Genomic DNA, 18,606 nt, shown 5'->3' on the forward strand with positions numbered 1-18,606 from the left:
GGGTTGCCGCCGCAAACGATTGAGGTGAGGATCGATGCCATCCCCCAAGGGTTGGAGGCGGTACCGTTGTCCCTGCTCACCGCGCTCGACCGCCAGCACACCGTGGCGCCGGCCGGGTACAGCCGGTGGTTGATCCCACCGGCCGCGCTCTCCGTGCATCTGTGCATCGGCCAGGTCTATGCGACCAGCGTCTACAAAAACTCGTTCATCGCGCACTTCGACACCAGCCAGACCGCGATCGGCATCATCTTCAGCATCGCCATCGTCATGCTGGGCCTGTCCGCGGCCGTCGGCGGCACGTGGGTCGAGGCGAACGGCCCGCGCAAGGCCATGTTCGTCTCCGCCTGCTTCTGGGCGTCCGGCTTCGGAGTCAGCGCCCTGGGCATAGCCACCGGCCAGCTCTGGCTGGTCTACGCCGGATACGGCTTCCTCGGCGGCATCGGCCTCGGCATCGGCTACATCTCCCCGGTCTCCACCCTGATCAAGTGGTTCCCCGACCGCCCCGGCCTCGCCACCGGCCTGGCCATCATGGGCTTCGGTGGTGGCGCTCTGATCGCCAGTCCCGCTTCACGACAATTGCTTTCCCTGTACGACTCGGACTACGACCCGAACGTGGCCACCTCAGTGGCGTCGGGTCACGCCCTGGTGCTCCTGTTCCTGACGCTGGGCATCGGCTACTTCCTGATCATGATGTTCGGCGTGGCCAACATCCGCGTCCCCGCCGACGGCTGGAAGCCGGCCGGCTGGGATCCCGCTTCGGTACGCGAGAAGCCCCTGGTCACGACGGCGAATGTGTCGGCCGCGAACGCCATCCGGACAAAAGCGTTCTGGCTCCTCTGGATTGTCCTGTTCTGCAACGTGACCGCCGGCATCGGCATCCTCGAACAGGCCAGCCCGATGATCCAGGACTTCTTCCGCTCGGACGGCGTCTCGACGGTCAGCGTGGCCGCCGCCGGTGGATTCGTGGGCGTCCTGTCCCTGTTCAACATGGCCGGCCGCTTCGCCTGGTCCTCGACATCAGACCTGATCGGCCGCAAGCCCATCTACATGGTCTACCTGGGCGTAGGCATGGTCCTGTACCTGCTGCTGGCCCTGGTCGGCGACGTCGCGACGGCCTTGTTCGTCCTGCTGGCGGGCGTGATCCTCTCCTTCTACGGAGGAGGCTTCGCCACAGTTCCGGCGTACCTGAGAGACCTCTTCGGCACCTACCAGGTCGGAGCCATCCACGGCCGCCTGCTCACGGCATGGTCCGCCGCGGGCGTGGCCGGCCCCCTGATCGTCAACGGCTTCCTCGACCAGCAGGGCAAGCCCGGCACACTGACCTCATCGGCCTACCAGCCGGCCTTGCTGACAATGGTCGGCGTCCTGGCCGTCGGCTTCATAGCGAACTTGCTGATCCGCCCGGTCCCGTCCACCTATCACGAGCCCACGTCATCCCCAGCCGCGAAGGAGGCCGCCGCATGACCACCGAGGACACCTCCACCACCACGACGAGCACCGCCCGCCTGGTCCTCTCGTGGCTCCTGGTGGCCATCCTGCTGGGCTACGGCATCGTCCAGACGGTCATCACCGCCGCCAAGCTCTTCGAATGACGTGCACACCGGCCGTGTCCCCGGGGCGCGGCCGGTCTCAGCCTGTTCGATCCCGGCCGTATCCGTGCCGCATCCGAAATCTCATCGGATCGGTCCCGGTCGCCGTCACGTGGACGATCAGCGCGGACCGGAGCGGCTCCGGAACCTCCGCGCGTTTCCATTCGAGCGAGGTGAACAGTTCCGCGGCGCCGTCGAGCTGGGCCGCGGACAACGATGCGGACGCCAGCGCATCGAAGATCGCTTCCCGTGACTCGGTGAGCAGGATGCGCTCAGGCGCCAGTTCGTACCAGGGTGTGCCACCCAACGTGGTGGTGTGGCGAGGAGGAAACCCGGCCCACGCCGTCAGCGTTCGAATGCGCTCAATCGGCTCGGCATAGAGCCGGACCACGAGGTCGGCAAGCGCTTCTTCCGCTCCGGGCTCTCTGCGCGAGGTTCTCTCGGCGGCTTCGGTAAGGCCGGGCGGAGCGGCTGCGACCCACTGGACACGGCGTTCTTCCCCCTCGGCGGCCTCTCGCGCCAGCTCCTGTTGGACCTCGCGTGATCTGGTCAGTCCCCGATCGGCCAGCCAATCGGTCAGCCCGGGGCCGTCGAGCAGCTCCGCGTCACAGTTCCCGAGGCCTCGGATGCCCGTCTGATGATGCAGTGTCCAGCGGGCGATCTCCCGGCCGGCGTCGTCCGAGACGAGGAGCGTCGGCCATCCCATGCACAGGCAATGGTCTCCCGTGCCGCCGTCCACGACGGCGAGCCGCCGAGCCAGCTGACCGATGTCCTCTCCCGAAACCACGGTGCGAGCGGCGTCCGGTTCGTCGATCTCATCGGCGTACGCCTCGACGATCAGCACTTCAGATGCCCGCGCCAACACGTGTTCCATCAAGGCTGTACTGGGAGCCACGTCGTCGCTGTTGCGTTCCTGACCGCCGATCACGCCGGCGAGACTACATCGCCCGGACGTCGATGATCACGGCTTCCGGGCCCAGACCCAGGTAGTCCAGGAACAGGAGGACCGGGAGGGCGGGGCGCACTCGCGTGCCGTCGGCCGGGTCGCCGTCGTCGCGGACCCGGAAAGTCTCCAGGCGGGCGTCTCGGACCAGCTCTCTCATCTCGGCCGGGCCCAAAGGTGGCAACCCGGCCTCCGCACGCGTGTTCTCCTCGGCCCAGAACAGGTCGGAGAAGGCCGTCGCCTCGGCTGAGCGCTCGCATCCGGGCTCGCGGTACTGCTCCGGCATCGCCTCGAAGAACGAGCTCACCGCCGGGTGTGGTGGCCGGCCGTCGTCCGGGCGCGGGCTCACCGCCAGCCAGCTGCGGCCGTCCAAGGTCAGCCGGCACATCACCGACGGCCGGGGCCGGGGCTCGGGAGCGGCCGGCCTCGGCTGGAAGTCACGCGCGTACCACTCCGCTATGTGTGACGACGGCAGCGTGCCGCCGACCACGAGCTCGCCGGTCCTCCGGTCGAGCACCATGCTCGGCACCCCGTAGGGCTCGCCGGGCGGAAAGCGGGCGGACAGAACCCAGCCGAGCTCGAACTCGTACAGGACGGGCTCCGAGCCGGGAGGGGCCCACTCGCGGGCCCTTTCCTCCGCGTCGGCCCGGGTCAGTGGCGTCATGATCCTTACTGTAGGGGTGCTGTCGACTCGCGGGTGATCAGGCGGGGCGGGATCGTCTCCGTGCCCGAGCCGACGTTGCCGTCTATGGCCGCGAACAGCCTCTGCGCGGCCAGGCGGCCCAGCTGTTCCAGGTTCATGTCGATGGTGGACAGTGGCGGGCGGGCATTCGCGGCCAGGATGTTCCAGTTGTCGAAGCCGATGACCGCCACCCGGCCCGGCACGTCCAGGCCTTCCTGGTGCAGGACGTCGAGGACGCCCCGGGCGATCTCGTCGGACCCGGCGAAGATCGCGTCGACGCCGGGGTCCCTCTGGAGCAGCATGCGGGTCGCGCCCCGGCCCCACGCCTCGGACCACGCGCCGTACCAGACCTGGTCGCCGGCCAGCGGCAGTCCTTCTTCCCGCAAGCGGTCGAGCGCCCCCGCGGCTCGGTCGCGTGCCGCGCCGTACGTCGCGTCGCCCGTGATGTGGGCGATGTGCCGGCGGCCGTGGCGGATCAGGTGGTCGACGGCCATGCTGCCACCGCCGACGTTGTCGGTGACCAGGGACAGGTCGCCGGGGTTGTCCGAGGGGGAGTAGGCGTAGATCACCGGCACCGGCAGGTCGCCCAGGGACGGGCGGGCGTCGGGGCGTGCGCCCACCACGATCAGGCCGTCGACCCGGCGGGACAGCAGCGCCCGCAGGTGGTGGCGCTCGCGCACGTTATCGCCGCGGGCGTCACAAAGGAAGACGGACGTTTGGTCGGATCCGAAGGCATCTTCGGCTCCCATCAGGATCGGTATCGAGAAGCGGCCTTCCAGGTCGGAGGTCAGCAGGCCCACCGTTCCGCTGCGCTGCGTGATCAAGCCCTGGGCCAGCGTGTTCGGGGAGAACGACAGCTGCTCGGCCGCCCTGACCACCTTTTCGCGCGTGGTGGCGCGCACCTGGGGCTGTCCGTTGAGCGCCTTCGACGCGGTCGCGATGGAGACGCCGGCCAGCTGGGCGACGTCGCGCAGCGTGACCGTGCGGGTGGGCGGCTGGTCTCCGTCCGATGAAGACGGAGCGCCCATCGAAGCTCTTGACAAGAAATTTCCTCCGTATTACGTTCCTGAAAACGTTTTCGGTCCCCAAAACCCCAGGTCGCTGCGCTTGAAGGCTACCCCATAACGGGCATCACCGAAAACTCACCGAAAACATGGAGGTGCATCCGTGCGACGGACCATATTGAAGGGCATCATTGTCGCCGCCATTGCGGGGCTCATGACGCCCGCGGTTGCCGCCTGCGGTGGCGATGGCGACAAGGGGAACCCCACCGCGGCCCTGGCCGAGGTGACCGCGGAGGGCGTCGACGACGGCTCCGAACTGACCCTGTGGACCCGCGCCCCGCTCGAGCTCCAGGCCAAGGCGCTCGTGGACGCGTACAACAAGAGCCATAAGAACCAGGTCAAGCTGACCATCGTCCCCAACGACGACTATGTCGCGAAGGTCGGTGCGGCGGCCGGCAGCGGCGATCTGCCCGACCTGTTCGCGGCCGACATCGTCTACGTGCCCAACTGGACCAAGGCCGGCCTGTTCGCCGATCTGACGAGCAACATCGGCAAGCTTCCGTACGCCGACAAGATCAACCAGGGGCACATCCAGGCCGGCACGTACGAGGGCAAGAAGTTCGTGCTGCCGTTCGTGCTCGACCTGTCGGTCATCTTCTGGAACAAGAAGCTCTACAAGGAGGCCGGGCTCGACCCCGAGAAGGGCCCGACCACCCTCGACGAGTTCAAGGAGCAGGCGCTCGCCGTCCAGAAGCTGAACAAGCCGGGCGTCAACGGCACCTACTTCGGCGGCAACTGCGGCGGCTGCGGCGTGTTCACCTGGTTCCCGATGGTCTGGGCCAGCGGTGCCGACGTGATGGACGCCGAGGGCAAGAAGTCGCTGCTCAACAGCCCCGAGGCGCAGAAGGTCTACAGCACCTGGAGCGAGCTCCAGAAGGCCGGCGCCATCGCCCCCGGCTCCAAGGACGAGACCGGCGCGACCTGGGTCGCCGCCTTCCAGGAGAACAAGATCGGCGTCATGCCGTACCCGGCGACGCTGCTGCCGACCGCGGCCAAGACCGTGGACGTCGGCGTCACCGCGATCCCGGGCGCCTCGGCCGGTGAGGGCTCGACCTTCGTCGGCGGCGACGGCATCGGCGTCTCCAAGGACTCCAAGAAGGCCCAGCAGGCGTGGAACTTCCTGTCCTGGATGATGTCCGAGCAGGGTCAGGTCGACGTCCTGGCCGCCAACAACACCTCGCCGTCGCGCACCGACCTGGCCGACAACCAGTACTCGGCCAAGGACCCCCGGGTCGCGACGATCAACAAGGTGGCGGCGTCGCCGCAGAGCAAGACGCCGGTGGCGGTCAACTTCCAGCAGGCGTTCAACGCTCCCGGCAGCCCCTGGGTGACCCTCTTCCGCAACCAGGTCTACGGCGACGGATCGAGCCTCGAGAAGGACAACGAGGCCATCACGCAGGTCCTCGGCCAGTGACGTAGCGGCGGCGCCGGGGAAGCCCGGCGCCGCACAGGGAGGAACACCCCGTGGCATCACCACTTGTGGCGCGCAGGGAAGCAAGCGCCGCGCCGCTGAACCGGACAAAGAAGCGCTCAAAAGCATTGGCGGGCTGGGGTTACGCCACCCCGACGGCCGTCTTCGTCCTGCTCTTCTTCGTCGTGCCGATCATCATCGTGGCCCGGATGTCGGTCTCCGACTGGGGCCTGTTCGCCGGCGACCAGGGCTGGAACGCCCCGGAGAACTATCAGGACGTCCTCGACGACCGGCTGCTGTGGCCGGCGGTGTGGTTCACCATCAAGTACACCGTCGTCACCACCGTGATCCTGCTGGCCCTGGCCCTCGGCCTGGCGCTGCTCGTGCAGGAGTCGACCCGCTGGACCGGCTTCCTGCGGACGTCGTTCCTGATCCCGTCGGCGCTCGGCCTGGCCTCGGCCTCACTGCTCTTCTACGCCCTCTACTCTCCGCAGAGCAGCCCGCTCGACTTCTTCGGCCCGGTGTCGTTCCTCGGCACGCCCGGCAAGGCGCTCTGGTCGACGGTCGCGCTGATCGTGTGGCGGTTCGCCGGCTTCTACATGCTCCTGCTTCTCGTCGGCCTGCAGGGCATTTCCGGAGACGTGTACGAGGCGGCGCGGCTGGACGGCGCGAATCGGTGGCACACCTTCCGGTACGTCACCCTGCCGCTGCTCAAGTCGTCGATCGCGCTCTGCACGATCCTCTGCGTCACCGGCTCCCTGCTGGCCTTCGACCAGTTCTACATCCTCACCAAGGGCGGACCGGACAACAGCACGATCACCATCGTCCAGCTCGTCTACAACATGGCCTTCCAGGGACAGAACAACCTCGGGCGGGCGGCGGCGCTGTCGATCCTCATCCTGATCGCGCTCCTGGTCCTCAACGCCCTTCAGTTCCGCGGCCTCCGCGACAAGGAGAGCTGATGTTGCGCTTCGTCCGCATGCCTCAGTACGTACTCACCGGCGCCCTGGCCCTGCTTTTCCTCTTTCCTTTGGTCTGGGCCTCGTACGCCTCGGTCAGCCCGCAGCCCGGCACCGCGCAGACCAGCGGCTTCGGCTTCGCCAACTACGAGACGCTGGCCAACTATCAGGCCGGCATCGGGCAGTACCTGCTGAACTCCACATTGGTCTCTGCCATGACCGTACTGTTCACGCTGGGCGTGGCCACCTTCGGCGGCTACGCGTTCGCGATGTTCAAGTTCCCGGGTCGCAACGCCCTGTTCCTGGTGACGCTGGCGATCCTCATGGTCCCGTACGCGACCCTGCTGATCCCGCTCTACGTCCTGCTCAATCAGCTGGGCCTGCAGAACTCGCTGTTCGGCCTGGCCCTCGTGCTCACCATGTTCCAGCTGCCGTTCGCCGTCTTCATGATGCGCATCTCGTTCGAGGCGATTCCCAAGGACCTCAAGGAATCGGCCGAGGTGGACGGCTGCGGCAGCTTCCGCGCGCTGACCCACATCCTGATGCCGGCGGTGAAGCCGGGCCTGATCACCGTGGGCCTGTTCGCCTTCCTGGCCGCCTGGAACGACTTCATCACCCCGCTGGTGCTGATCAGCGACTCCGAGAAGCTGCCCCTGCCGCTGGCCGTGGCCAACATGCGCCAACAGGTGATGGGCATCGTCGACTACGGAGCGACGGAGGCCGGCGTGGTCGTACTCGCGCTGCCCTGCATCGTGCTGTTCCTCGCCCTCCAGCGGCACTACGTCCGTGGTTTCATGTCCGGCGCACTCAAGGGTTGATCAACACGTGACCATCAACGAAGCACTCCCCACTCGTACGGACTGGACCGAGCGCGGGGGCACTCCCGCCGTGCCCAGCACCGGCCGTCTTCGTCCCCTCGGCCTGCGCGAGGTCACCCTTCGACCCGGCTTCTGGCAGCAGCGCCAGGAGACCAACCGGGCCAACTCGCTGGCGCACATCGAGCACTGGCTCGAAAAAGCGGGCTGGCTGCCCAACTTCGACGCCGCCGTCGAGGGCCGGCTGCCGGCCGACCGCCGCGGCCGTGAGTTCTCCGACAGCGAGGTCTACAAGCTTCTGGAGGCCATGGCCTGGGAGTACGGCCGAGCCGGCGACCCGGATCTCGGCGCGCGCTACCGGGCCATCGTCCACCGGGTCGCGGCGGCCCAGGAGGACGACGGATATCTCAACACCAACTTCGGCCGTACGGGCCAGGAGCCCCGTTACAGCGACCTGGAATGGGGTCACGAGCTCTACTGCTACGGGCACCTGATCCAGGCCGGGGTGGCCGCCGCCCGGGCGTACGGCATCAACGACGAACTCGCCCAGGTGGCGATCCGCGCGGCCGACCACGTCTGCGCGACGTTCGGCCCCGACGGCATCCCGTCGGTCTGCGGGCACCCGGTGATCGAGCCGGCCCTGGCCGAGCTCTACCGCGTCACCGGCGACAGCCGCTACCTCGACCAGGCCAGCCTGTTCGTCGAGCGCCGCGGGCACCAGGTCCTCGACGACATCGAGTTCGGCCGGGCGTACTTCCAGGACGATCTGCCCGTCCGCGAGGCCGGCGTGCTGCGGGGCCACGCCGTCCGCGCGAACTACCTGGGCGCGGGCGCGGTCGACGTGGCCGTCGAGACCGGCGACACCGACCTGCTCGAAGCGGTGGCCCGGCAGTGGCGCAACGCGGTGGCCCGCCGTACGTACATCACCGGTGGGGTCGGCTCGCGGCACCAGGACGAGGCCTACGGCGACGACTACGTCCTGCCGGCCGACCGGGCGTACTCGGAGACCTGCGCCAGCGTCGGCTCCATCATGCTGAGCTGGCGGCTGCTGCTGGCCGAGGGCGACCCGCGCTACGCCGACCTGATCGAGCGCACGCTGTTCAACGTCATCGCGGCCTCGCCGGCCGACGACGGCACCCGGTTCTTCTACACCAACACGCTGCACCAGCGGGTGCCCGGCACCGAGCCGCAGCCCGACCAGATCGTCCCGCGGGCCGCCTCCAGCCTGCGCGCGCCCTGGTTCGCGGTGTCCTGCTGCCCGACCAACCTGGCCCGCACCTTCGCCGGGCTCGGCGCCTATCTCGCCACCACCGACGAGGACGGCGTCCAGATCCACCAGTACGCGGCGGCGTCGCTCGAGGTCTCCCTGCCGGGCGGCCGCTCGGTCGCCCTGGAGATCGACACCAAGTACCCGGCCGAGGGCCGGATCGCCGTACGGGTCGTGCGCGCCCCGGAGACCCCGTGGACGCTCAGCCTGCGCGTGCCCCGGTGGGCCGAGGGCGCCACTGTGGACGACGGCTCCGGCAAACACCGGGTCGAGCCCGGCACCGTGCAGATCCGTCGCCGCTTCACCGCCGGCGAGGTCGTCGTCCTCGATCTGCCGGTGGCGCCGCGGGTCACCTTCGGAGACCCGCGGATCGACGCCGCGCGCGGCAGCGTCGCCGTCGAGCGCGGCCCCGAGGTGTACTCGGTCGAGTCGGTCGACCTGCCCGGCGGCCTCAGCGTCGACGAGGTGCGCCTCGACCTCACGGCCGGGCTGTCCGAGCGCGACGGCGAGGTCGTCGCGTCCTTCCGCACGCTGCCCGAGGGCAGCGACGCGTGGCCGTACGGCGCCGCCACCGCGCCCACCGACGCGGCCACCACTTTCCAGGCGCCGCTGCGGCCGTACCACCGATGGGCCCGCCGCGGCCCCTCCACCATGCGCGTCTGGCTGCCGGTCAACGGCGACTGACGGCCTGCGAAACACCCCCGTAGAAAGGTGTCCCCGTCCGTGCAGACACCACGATTGAGGGCGGCCCTCGCCGCCGGATTGCTCCTCACCTTCCTGAGCCCGATCGCCGCCGCCGAGGCGGCTCCCAACACCGGCACGCCCTTTCCCGTCTTCAAGGGTGACGCCAACCCCGTTCCCGACGAGCGCACCGGCTACCACGTCCGCAACCAGCTCCAGGGCATCTTCGACGCCGACGTGGCGGCCGGGGCCGGTGCCTCCACCGACAGCGACTTCTGGGTCGACAAGATGCTGGCCCGGGTCGGCAACCAGCCCGGCGGGTCGAACGGCGACGCCAACCAGTACCTGTTCAGCCGGGGCCGCGCCGCCTTCATGAAGACCCACACGCCCGGCGTCATCGGCTTCGGCGGCGAGCTCGCCTACATCGAGTCGATCGCCGGCGGCCAGGGCGGCTACACCATCACCGCGTCCGTGAACGGCGCCGACGTCACCTTCACCGAGGACGCCGCGCAACGCAAGCAGACGCCCAGCTACTGGCGCTCGGTGTTCACCAGCACCGCCGCCGGCCTGCGGCTGGTGCAGACCAAGTACATCACCGACCAGAACGTGCTCGTCACCGACGTCGAGGTGACCAGCACGAACGGGGCCAAGGACGTCACGCTCACCGCGAGCTCGCCCTTCGCCCGCACCATCGAGAGCGACAACGGCGAACTCACCGGCGCCGTTCGCGCTTTCAACAAGCTCACCGACCTCTTCCCGCGTTTCTCCGGCGACGGCTTCGCGCCGGTCGACGGCACCCTGAAGCGCACGCTCTCCGTGCCGGCGAGCGGTTCGGCCCGTACGAAGGTGCAGCTGGGCCTGGTCGCCAAGGAGATACCGGCCTCGGCCTCGGAGTACGAGCACTACCGCGGCCTGGCTCCGGCCGCCGCCTACAAGGAGCACGTCACCGCGTACAACCGCTGGTGGGCCGACAACGTCCCCTATCTGGACACCCCCGAGAACAACATCGACAAGACGTTGTTCTACCGCTGGTGGCTGATGCGCTACAACTTCCTCGACGCCGACATCCCGGGCAACGACTACCAGTTCCCGACGTCGATGGAGGGCGTGCTCGGCTACAACAACGCCATCGTGCTGACCACCGGCATGTTCATCGACGACCTGAAGTACTTCCGGGACCCCAGCTTCTCGTACGGCCCGTGGGTGTCGGCCGGTGAGGTCGCGAAGAGCGCGAAGTACGTCGACAACCCGGGCGACCCGGCCAACTGGTCGAACAGCTACACCGAGTACATCTCGGAGGCCGCCTGGCGCTCGTACCAGCTGCACGGCGGGCCGGCGTCGATCGCCGGAAACCTCGCCGAGTACGCCGAGAGCGACGTCGAGGGGCTGCTCGACGCGTACGACTTCGACGGCAACGGCCTGATCGAGTACAGCTGGGGCGCGATGACCGGCAACGACGCCGACGCGGTGTCGTTCGACTGGCGCAAGAACCAGAACATGGACCGGACCGAGAACGCGTACCTCTACTCGAACGCCAAGGCCGCGGCCGCCGCCTATCGCACGGCCGGCAACACCACCAAGGCCACCGAGATGGACGCCTTCGCCGCCCGCATCAAGAAGGCGGTGCTGGACAACCTCTGGGAGCCGGCCCGCGACACCCCGGACGAGATGGGGCTCAAGGGCAACCTGCTCAAGCACCGCAACGTCCCCTCCGACACGCTGGTGCCGTGGAAGGAGATCAACAACTACTACCCGTTCTCGGTCGGGCTGATGCCCAAGCCCGGCGACCCCGACTACGACCAGCCGTACGTCGAGGCGCTGCGGCTGTTCGCCGACGACGCGCAGTACCCGATCTTCCCGTTCACCACGGCCAACCAGGCCGACAAGGCGGCCGCGGCCGCGCAGGGCGACCCGGGCAGCAACAACTTCTCCGTCATCAACTCGACGGTGACGTTCCGGATGCTCTCGTCGGTGCTGCGCAACTATCCCACCCAGTACATCAACGCCGAGTGGTACAAGAAGCTGTTGTACTGGAACGCCTGGGCGCATTACCAGAACAACGGCGACAACCGTTACCCGGACCAGAACGAGTTCTGGGCCGACGGCTCGGCCGCCAACCAGAGCATCGGATATCGCTCCTGGATCCACCACACGATCCTGGGCGCGACCAACTTCACCGTGATCGAGGACGCGATGGGCCTGCGCCCGCGCTCCGACGCCAAGGTCGAGCTGGACCCGATCGACATCGGCTGGGACCACTTCACCGCCAACAACATCAAGTACCGCGACAAGGACCTGACCGTCGTCTGGGACGCGCCCGGCGGCCAGCGGTACTACGGCGACACCCCGGAGGGCTACTCGGTCTACCTCGACGGGCAGCTCGCCTTCACCGCCGACAAGCTCGGCAAGCTCGTGTACGACCCGGCCACCGGCGAGGTTTCAGCGGCGCCGGGCATCCAGGTCGTTTCGTCCGCCAAGATCGCCGCTAAAGCGCCCCAGGACGTCACCTTCGCGGACGGCGCCCGGGTCACCGACATCATGGCCAAGGCCGGCATGAACACCGCCACCAACGTCGCGGCCGGCCACCCGGCCACCGCCACGTTCTCGGCCTCGGGCCGTGCTCCGGCCGGTGCGGTCAACGGCACCACGGTCAACGAGCCCTTCTGGGGCACCGCCGGCTCGCCCAACGCGACCGACGCCATCACCGTCGACCTGGAGGGCTCGCGCAAGATCGACGACGTCCGGGTCCACTTCTACAAGACGTCCACCACCGCGACGGTCCAGGGCTACGCGCCACCGGCCCAGTTCACGGTCGAGTACGACAACGGCGACGGCTGGAAGACCGTCCCGGGGCAGAGCCGGTTCCCGGCCTATCCGCAGGGCAACCTCAACCAGGTCCGCTTCCCGGAGGTCACCGCCCAGAAGCTCCGCATCACCGTGCACCACGCGGCCGGGGCCAGAACGGGCATCAAGGAGGTCCAGGCGTACGACACCAACGTGGCCGCGCCGGCCGCGCAGGACGCCAAGCCCCTGGCCGACGCCTGGGTGGACTCCACCTACTCGCAGGACGGCTCGGTCCGGCTCCTCGGCCTGGCCCAGGACGATGGCACCCCGGGCACCCCGGGCACCCCGGTGACCTCGTCGTGGTCGGTCGTGGACGCGCCGGCCGGCGGCTCGGTCGCCTTCGACCCGGCCACCTCACCCACCACGATCGCCCGCTTCACCGCGGCCGGCCGGCACGTGCTGCGGCTGACCGTCCGTTCCGGTTCGGAGACCTCGACGAAGGACGTCGTGGTCAACGCGACCGCGCTGACCGAGGGCGAGATCAACATCGCCACCGCGGCCACCGCGTCGGCCAGCTTCACAGCCGGCTGGAACAACGTGAACGCGATCAACGACGACAAGGCGCCGTTCTTCAGCGGCGGCTCGAACTCCGACATCTGGGGAACGTGGACCGGCAACGAGCCGGCCACCCGCTGGCTCCAGTACGACTTCGCGTCGGCGGTCCGGGTGAACCGGGCGTCGATCGACTTCTGGTCGGACAGCACCACCGGCGGCAGCGGCGTCGCCGTGCCGAAGAGCTGGAAGGTCCAGTACTGGGACGGCGCGGCCTGGAAGGACGTGACCGGGGCGACCGGCTTCGACCCGGCCGTGCGGGGCCGGACCAACGCGGTCACCTTCGACCCGGTCACCACGACCCGGCTGCGGGCCACGTTCAACGCGCTGCCGAACGCGGCCGGCACGGCGTACTCGGCCGTCGGCGTCACCGAATGGCGGGTCTTCGCCGCCGCGGCGAGCTCGATCCAGCCGGTGGACGTGCGCACCCAGACCGGTGTGCAGCCGGCCCTGCCGGCCACGGTCCAGGTGACGTACGCCGACGGCGCCACCCTGCCGGTGGCGGTGGCCTGGGGCACGGTCGACCCGGCCAAACTGGCCGAGATCGGTGACTTCACGGTCAGCGGCTTCGTCGCCGGGACCACGCTGACCGCTTCGGCTCACGTGTGGGTCCGCGGCAGCGCCCCGGTGCAGATCAACACGGTCGACCCGGTGGCGGTCACGACCGCGGTCGGTGTCGCACCCGTCCTGCCCACCGGTGTCACGGTCGGCTACAACGACGGTTCGCGGCAGAGCGGCATCGGCGTCACCTGGGCGCAGATCGATCCCGCTTCCTACTCGAAAGCGGGCACCTTCGAGGCGATCGGCCAGGTGGCCGGCACCGACAAGACGGCCACGGCGACGGTCACCGTCGGCGCCGGCGGCCCGGTCGACACGTCAGCGCCGGTCGCGGCCCTGACCGCCGACCCGGCCACGTCGTGGACCACGTCCGACGTGAAGGTGACCGCCTCCGCGACCGACAACCGCGACCAGTCCCCGTCCATCGAGATCGCGGTCGGCGACGGCGCCTTCAAGGCCTACACGGGCCCGGTCACCGTCTCCACCGAGGGCTCGACCACGGTCAAGGCCCGCGCCACCGACGACGCTTCGAACGTTTCCGCGGTCACCTCGCTGGTCGTCGGAATCGACCGCACCGCGCCGACCGCGAAAGCCGTCTTCTCGTCGGGGGAGCGGACCGTCACCATCACCGGAACCGACGCGCTGTCGGGGATCGGGGCGGTGCAGTACCGGCTGAACGCGGGCGAGTGGACGACGGCGACCGGCGCGGTGCCGATCGGCTCCGCCGCCACCACGGTCGAATACCGCTCGGTCGACAAGGCCGGCAACACCTCGGCCGTCGGCACCCTCGAGGTCGAGGCCGGTCAGGCGCCGGTGAACGTGGCCCGCACGGCCACCGCCTCCGCGTCCTACACACCGGGCTGGCTCACGGTGGACAACCTGGTCGACGGCGTCACGCCGACCGGGCCGCTCGGGCCGAACACCGACGTGTGGAACACCTGGCCCCAGGTGGGCGAGCAGTGGATCCAGCTCGACTGGGCCTCACCGGTCACCGTCGACCGCACCCGGATCTGGTTCGCCAATGACATCGACGGCGACGGCAACGGTGTCGCCCCGCCGAGCGCCTGGAAGCTGCAGTACTGGTCCTCCGCCGGCGCGTGGCAGGACGTCGAGAACCCGGGGGCCTACGAGAACTCGGCGACCTCGTGGAACACCGTCGGCTTCAAGGCGGTCACCACCACGAAGCTGCGGGCCCTGCTCACGGCCAGCGGCACCGAGGAGGGCAAGGGCGCTCCCGGCGTCCAGGAGTGGGAGGTCTACGACGTCCCGGCTCAGGCCTATGAGGTGACGGCCGAGGCGAAGGCGCAGTGCATCGCCGGCAAGGCGTACGTCTCCGTCACCGCCCGCAACAACGATGACCGGCCGCTGACCGTCGAGCTCGTCACCCCGTACGGAACGAAGACCGTGACCGGCCTCGCCCCCGGCAAGATCGCCTACCAGTCGTTCACCAGCCGGGCCACGCAGATCGCCGCGGGCACGGCGACCGTGAAGGTCGAGGGCACGGCCACCATCACCGCCCCGTACGGCTCCATCAGCTGTTCCTGATCGCCTGGCGGCGCCCCTTCGCGGGGCGCCGCCACCCCGGACCCAGAAGGAATCGCCTCCGTGAGACCGCTGAGAACAGCGGTCGCGGGGATGGTCGCGGCCGGGCTGCTCCTCACAGCCCCCGCCGCGCCCGCCCGAGCGGCCGACTCGACCACCTTCACCCACACGTCGAACCCGATTCTGGCCGACGGCTCCTACTACTCCGCCGACCCGGCGCCCCTCGTGGCCGGCGACCAGCTCTACATCTACACCGGCCACGACGAGGCCGGGCCCACCACCAACGACTTCATCATGAACGAGTGGGGCGCCTTCCGGACCGGGGACGTCGCGGAGGGGGAGTGGACCCACTTCCCGTCCCTGATGCGGCCCGAGGCCGTCTTCTCGTGGGCCACACCGGGCCGCGCCTACGCCGGTCAGGTCGTCCAGGGCCCGGACGGCCGCTACTACTGGTACGTCCCGGTCAGCGAGCGCGTCAGCACCGCCGCCGACAAGTTCGCCATCGGCGTGGCCGTCTCCGACAGCCCGACCGGCCCGTGGACCGACCACATCGGCGGGCCGCTCATCTCGCAGCGCACCCCGACCGCCAACGACATCCAGAACATCGACCCGACCGTCCTGGTCGAGGGCCAGCGGGTCTTCGTCTACTGGGGGACGTTCGGCCAGCTGCGCTTCCTGGAGTACCAGGCCGACATGAAGACCCCGGTCGGCACGCAGCGCTCGATCGCCGCGCCCACCGGATATTTCGAGGCGCCGTGGCTTTTCAAGCGGAACAACACCTATTACCTGGCGTACGCCGGTAACAACGCCGGGCCGGCGTCGGCGTGCACCCCGGCCAACTACCACGCCTGCATCGCCTACGCCACCGCGTCCGCCCCGGAGGGGCCGTGGACGTACCGGGGTACCGTCCTCACCCCGGTCTCCTCGACCACCAGCCACCCGGGCATCCTCGAGTTCGACGGCCAGTGGTACATCGCCTACCACACGGCCGACGCCGTGGGCGGCAACCACTTCCGCCGCTCGGTGGCGATCGACAAGGTCGAGTGGGACGACACCCAGTCGCCGCCGCGCATGAAGCAGGTCGTGCAGACCCCGGTGAAGCAGCCGGACCGCAGCCCACGGGCCAACATCGCCCAGGCCGCGCAGGTCACCGTCTCCAACAACCCCGTGCCCACGCAGTACTGGGTGAAGGCGCTCAACGACGAGATCGTGCGGGCCAACCCGTTGCCACCGGACATGTGGGGCACCTGGACCGGCAGCAACCCGCCGCAGCAGTGGGTCCAGTACACGTGGGACCAGCCGATGCGGATCGCCGGATCGCAGATCGAGTTCTGGAACGACCAGCCGCAGGGCACCGGCGTCGGTGTGGCCGCGCCGGCCAAGTGGAAGATCCAGTACTGGGACCTCACGACCGGCCAGTGGGCCGACGTGCCCAGCCCCAGCGGCTATCCGACGGCCACGCAGGGCTTCCAGAACACCACCTTCGACGCGGTCACCACGACCCAGGTGCGGGCGGTGTTCGACGCCTCGACCAACGGCGCCACCTACTCGGCGGTCGCGGTCGAGGAGTGGAAGGTTCTGGCGGCCCAGCCCGCCGCGCCGATCACGGCCCCGGCCCTCACGGTCGAGGTCGGCGAGACCGACCTGCCGGCCACGTTGCCGGTCGACGGCCTCCAGACCCCGGTCTACTGGGACGCGGTCACCCCGGCCGACGTGGCCCAGCCCGGCAAGTTCACGGTTTCGGGCAGCGTGCTCGGCTATGCCACCGGCCGGGTCACGGCCGAGGTCACCGTCGTCTCGCCGTCCGACACTGAAGGCGACACGACAGCGCCCACGCTGACGCTGACACCGAGCGGCAGCGCGGGAACCGAGGGCTGGTACCGCTCGGCCGTCCGCGTCCGGGCCGCCGCCGTGGACGACCGGGGCGGGCGGATGACGCTGCGCACCACTGTGGACAGCGGGGCACCGGTCGAGGCCACGCCGGTACGCCAGACCGACGTCACGGTCAGCGGCGACGGGCGGCACACGGTCACCGCGACCGCCACTGACCGGGCCGGCAACACCTCGGCCGCGTCCACGCTCGCGGTGAACATCGACGCCATCGCCCCGGCCAGCAGCGGCACCGTGGCCGACCGGAAGGTGACCGTCACCGCCACCGACGCCACCTCGGGCCTGGCCCGCATCGAGTACACATTCGGCGACGGAACCTGGGCAACCTACGCCGGGCCGATCGCCGCGCCCTCCTCGTCGAAGCACACGGTGTCGTTCCGCGCCCTCGACAAGGCGGGGAATCTCGAGACCGCCAAGTCGGTGGTCATCCCGGCCGACCTGTCCGGCCCGCTCACCGGCAACGTCGGGCCGATCGCCGTGCCGACCGCCTCGTACACGGCCGGATGGAACAGCGTCTCCGCCCTCAACGACGACAGCGACCCGGCCAGTCCGGGCCAGGCCCAGATCTGGGGCACCTGGTCGGGCACCCGCCCGGCCACCCAGTGGATCCAGTACGACTGGTCCCGGCCCATCCGGCTGACGAGCGCCGAGCTCAAGTTCTGGCGCGACAGCAACAAGGGCACCGGCGACGGCGTGGCCGAACCGGACGGCTGGAAGCTGCAGTACTGGGACGGCACGGCCTGGAACGACGTCACCAACCCCAGCGCGTACGGCACGAGCAGCACCGCCTTCAACAAGGTGACGTTCGACCCGGTCACCACCTCCCGGCTGCGCGCCACCATCACCGCCAACGGCAACGGCACCACCTACTCGGCGGTCGCGGTCACCGAGTGGCGGGCCTTCGCCGACGAGACCCGGCCCGCGCTCACCGTGACGGCCCAGCCGCGGTGCGTCGCCGGGAAGGCGTACGTCGCCGTGACCGCCCGCAACGAGGGGGACGCCGCCACCGACGTCGAGCTCGTCACGGCGTACGGCAAGAAGGTCTTCGAAGATGTCGCGGCCGGCGGCAACGCGTACCAGTCCTTCGCCGCACGGACCTCCTCGGTGCCGGCCGGCACCGCGACCGCCAACGGCATCACCGCCACCTACTCCGCGCTGAACTGCTCGTAAAGGGAGAACCGATGAACAGAAGAACCCGCATCAGCCTGGCCGCGGCCGGCTCGCTGCTCGCCGGCGTCGCCGTCTTCCCGGCCGCCGCCGTGGCCGACCCGGGCGACGAGGCCGAACTCGACGTCAGCGTCGACATCACCGAGATCAAGGAGCCCGGCGTGCTGGCCCTGACGGTCGCCGGCAACTCGGTCGCCCTGAAGGAGGACGGCTCGGACCTGCTGGTCCGGCAGTTCACCGGCACGCTGCCGACGGTCACCGTGACCGACACCCGCACCCTGGAGGAGATCCCGGCCGGAGCGGCCTGGGCCGTGCTCGGCAGCTCGAGCGACTTCACCGCGGCCGGCAAGCCCGCCATCACCGCCGACCACCTCGGCTGGAAGCCCAAGCTGCTCGACGGCGGCGACACCGGCCTGGTCTCCGAGGGCGAGGAGGTCGTCACGGTCCTGGACGAGCCCACGCAGCCCGGCAACAATGTCGGTCTCGTCGACCAGGAACTGCTGGTGTCCACCTACGACTCGGGCGAGGTGACCGGCGGCGCCTACACGGTGAACGCCGGCCTGAACCTGCGCACGCCGGCCGACGTCCCGGCCGGCACGTACCACGCCAAGCTCACCCTTTCCCTGTTCGAGTAAGGATTCT

12 protein-coding genes are annotated in these 18,606 nt (G+C 69.5%); 9 read left to right on the forward strand and 3 right to left on the reverse strand.

Translation table 11 applies throughout. From position 1 onward, the window contains the following. Window positions 1-72: 72 nt before the first annotated feature. Complete coding sequence (locus ACFY36_RS42380; protein WP_499751621.1) at window positions 73-1,464, forward strand: OFA family MFS transporter; 1,392 nt, start codon at window positions 73-75, stop codon at window positions 1,462-1,464. Then, window positions 1,461-1,592 (forward strand): MFS transporter small subunit, encoded by a 132-nt coding sequence (locus ACFY36_RS42385; protein ID WP_499751581.1) that lies wholly within the window; start codon window positions 1,461-1,463, stop codon window positions 1,590-1,592. The genes ACFY36_RS42380 and ACFY36_RS42385 overlap by 4 nt, the downstream gene beginning before the upstream one ends. 37 nt (window positions 1,593-1,629) lie before the next feature. Here ACFY36_RS42385 and ACFY36_RS42390 read toward each other — a convergent pair whose 3' ends face one another. From ACFY36_RS42390 to ACFY36_RS42400, 3 genes are read right to left on the reverse strand one after another with little or no spacing between them, the layout of a single operon-like run. Beyond that, window positions 1,630-2,517: a hypothetical protein gene (locus ACFY36_RS42390; protein WP_499751582.1), complete on the reverse strand. Its 888-nt coding sequence runs from the start codon at window positions 2,515-2,517 to the stop codon at window positions 1,630-1,632. A 10-nt stretch (window positions 2,518-2,527) separates the two neighbouring features. After that, the gene (locus tag ACFY36_RS42395; protein WP_499751583.1) at window positions 2,528-3,196 is read right to left on the reverse strand and encodes an SUKH-4 family immunity protein; all 669 of its coding nucleotides are present in this window, start codon (window positions 3,194-3,196) and stop codon (window positions 2,528-2,530) included. A gap of 5 nt (window positions 3,197-3,201) precedes the next feature. Then, complete coding sequence (locus tag ACFY36_RS42400) at window positions 3,202-4,242, reverse strand: LacI family DNA-binding transcriptional regulator (RefSeq protein ID WP_499751584.1); 1,041 nt, start codon at window positions 4,240-4,242, stop codon at window positions 3,202-3,204. 139 nt (window positions 4,243-4,381) lie between these two features. Here ACFY36_RS42400 and ACFY36_RS42405 point away from each other — a divergent pair, with 139 nt between their 5' ends. From ACFY36_RS42405 to ACFY36_RS42435, 7 genes are read left to right on the forward strand one after another with little or no spacing between them, the layout of a single operon-like run. Further along, entirely contained in the window at window positions 4,382-5,692 is a 1,311-nt protein-coding gene (locus tag ACFY36_RS42405; RefSeq protein WP_499751585.1) for an ABC transporter substrate-binding protein, read from the forward strand. Between the two features lie 50 nt (window positions 5,693-5,742). Continuing rightward, complete coding sequence (locus ACFY36_RS42410) at window positions 5,743-6,651, forward strand: carbohydrate ABC transporter permease (protein WP_499751586.1); 909 nt, start codon at window positions 5,743-5,745, stop codon at window positions 6,649-6,651. Next, window positions 6,651-7,466, forward strand: coding sequence for a carbohydrate ABC transporter permease (locus ACFY36_RS42415; RefSeq protein ID WP_499751587.1), 816 nt, complete (start codon window positions 6,651-6,653; stop codon window positions 7,464-7,466). The genes ACFY36_RS42410 and ACFY36_RS42415 overlap by 1 nt, the downstream gene beginning before the upstream one ends. Window positions 7,467-7,473: 7 nt before the next feature. Then, complete coding sequence (locus ACFY36_RS42420) at window positions 7,474-9,414, forward strand: glycoside hydrolase family 127 protein (RefSeq protein ID WP_499751588.1); 1,941 nt, start codon at window positions 7,474-7,476, stop codon at window positions 9,412-9,414. A gap of 39 nt (window positions 9,415-9,453) precedes the next feature. After that, a complete protein-coding gene (locus ACFY36_RS42425) occupies window positions 9,454-14,910 on the forward strand; it encodes an OmpL47-type beta-barrel domain-containing protein (RefSeq protein WP_499751589.1) in 5,457 nt (1,818 codons plus the stop codon). Between the two features lie 60 nt (window positions 14,911-14,970). Next, window positions 14,971-17,967, forward strand: coding sequence for a family 43 glycosylhydrolase (locus tag ACFY36_RS42430; protein ID WP_499751590.1), 2,997 nt, complete (start codon window positions 14,971-14,973; stop codon window positions 17,965-17,967). Between the two features lie 11 nt (window positions 17,968-17,978). Continuing rightward, window positions 17,979-18,599 carry a hypothetical protein gene (locus ACFY36_RS42435; RefSeq protein WP_499751591.1) on the forward strand — a complete coding sequence of 207 codons (621 nt, stop codon included), beginning with the start codon at window positions 17,979-17,981 and terminating at the stop codon, window positions 18,597-18,599. The last annotated feature ends 7 nt before the right edge of the window (window positions 18,600-18,606 follow it).

The sequence above is a fragment of the Actinoplanes sp. NPDC000266 genome (assembly GCF_042899005.1).
In the GTDB taxonomy this organism is placed as follows: Bacteria; Actinomycetota; Actinomycetes; order Mycobacteriales; family Micromonosporaceae; genus Actinoplanes.

Excerpts from the sequence above, each read along its gene's own strand:
- ACFY36_RS42400 (WP_499751584.1), bottom strand. The coding sequence starts at position 4,242 with ATGGGCGCTCCGTCTTCATCGGACGGAGACCAGCCGCCCACCCGCACG.
- ACFY36_RS42435 (WP_499751591.1), top strand. The coding sequence starts at position 17,979 with ATGAACAGAAGAACCCGCATCAGCCTGGCCGCGGCCGGCTCGCTGCTC.
- ACFY36_RS42415 (WP_499751587.1), top strand. The coding sequence starts at position 6,651 with ATGTTGCGCTTCGTCCGCATGCCTCAGTACGTACTCACCGGCGCCCTG.
- ACFY36_RS42385 (WP_499751581.1), top strand. The coding sequence starts at position 1,461 with ATGACCACCGAGGACACCTCCACCACCACGACGAGCACCGCCCGCCTG.
- ACFY36_RS42395 (WP_499751583.1), bottom strand. The coding sequence starts at position 3,196 with ATGACGCCACTGACCCGGGCCGACGCGGAGGAAAGGGCCCGCGAGTGG.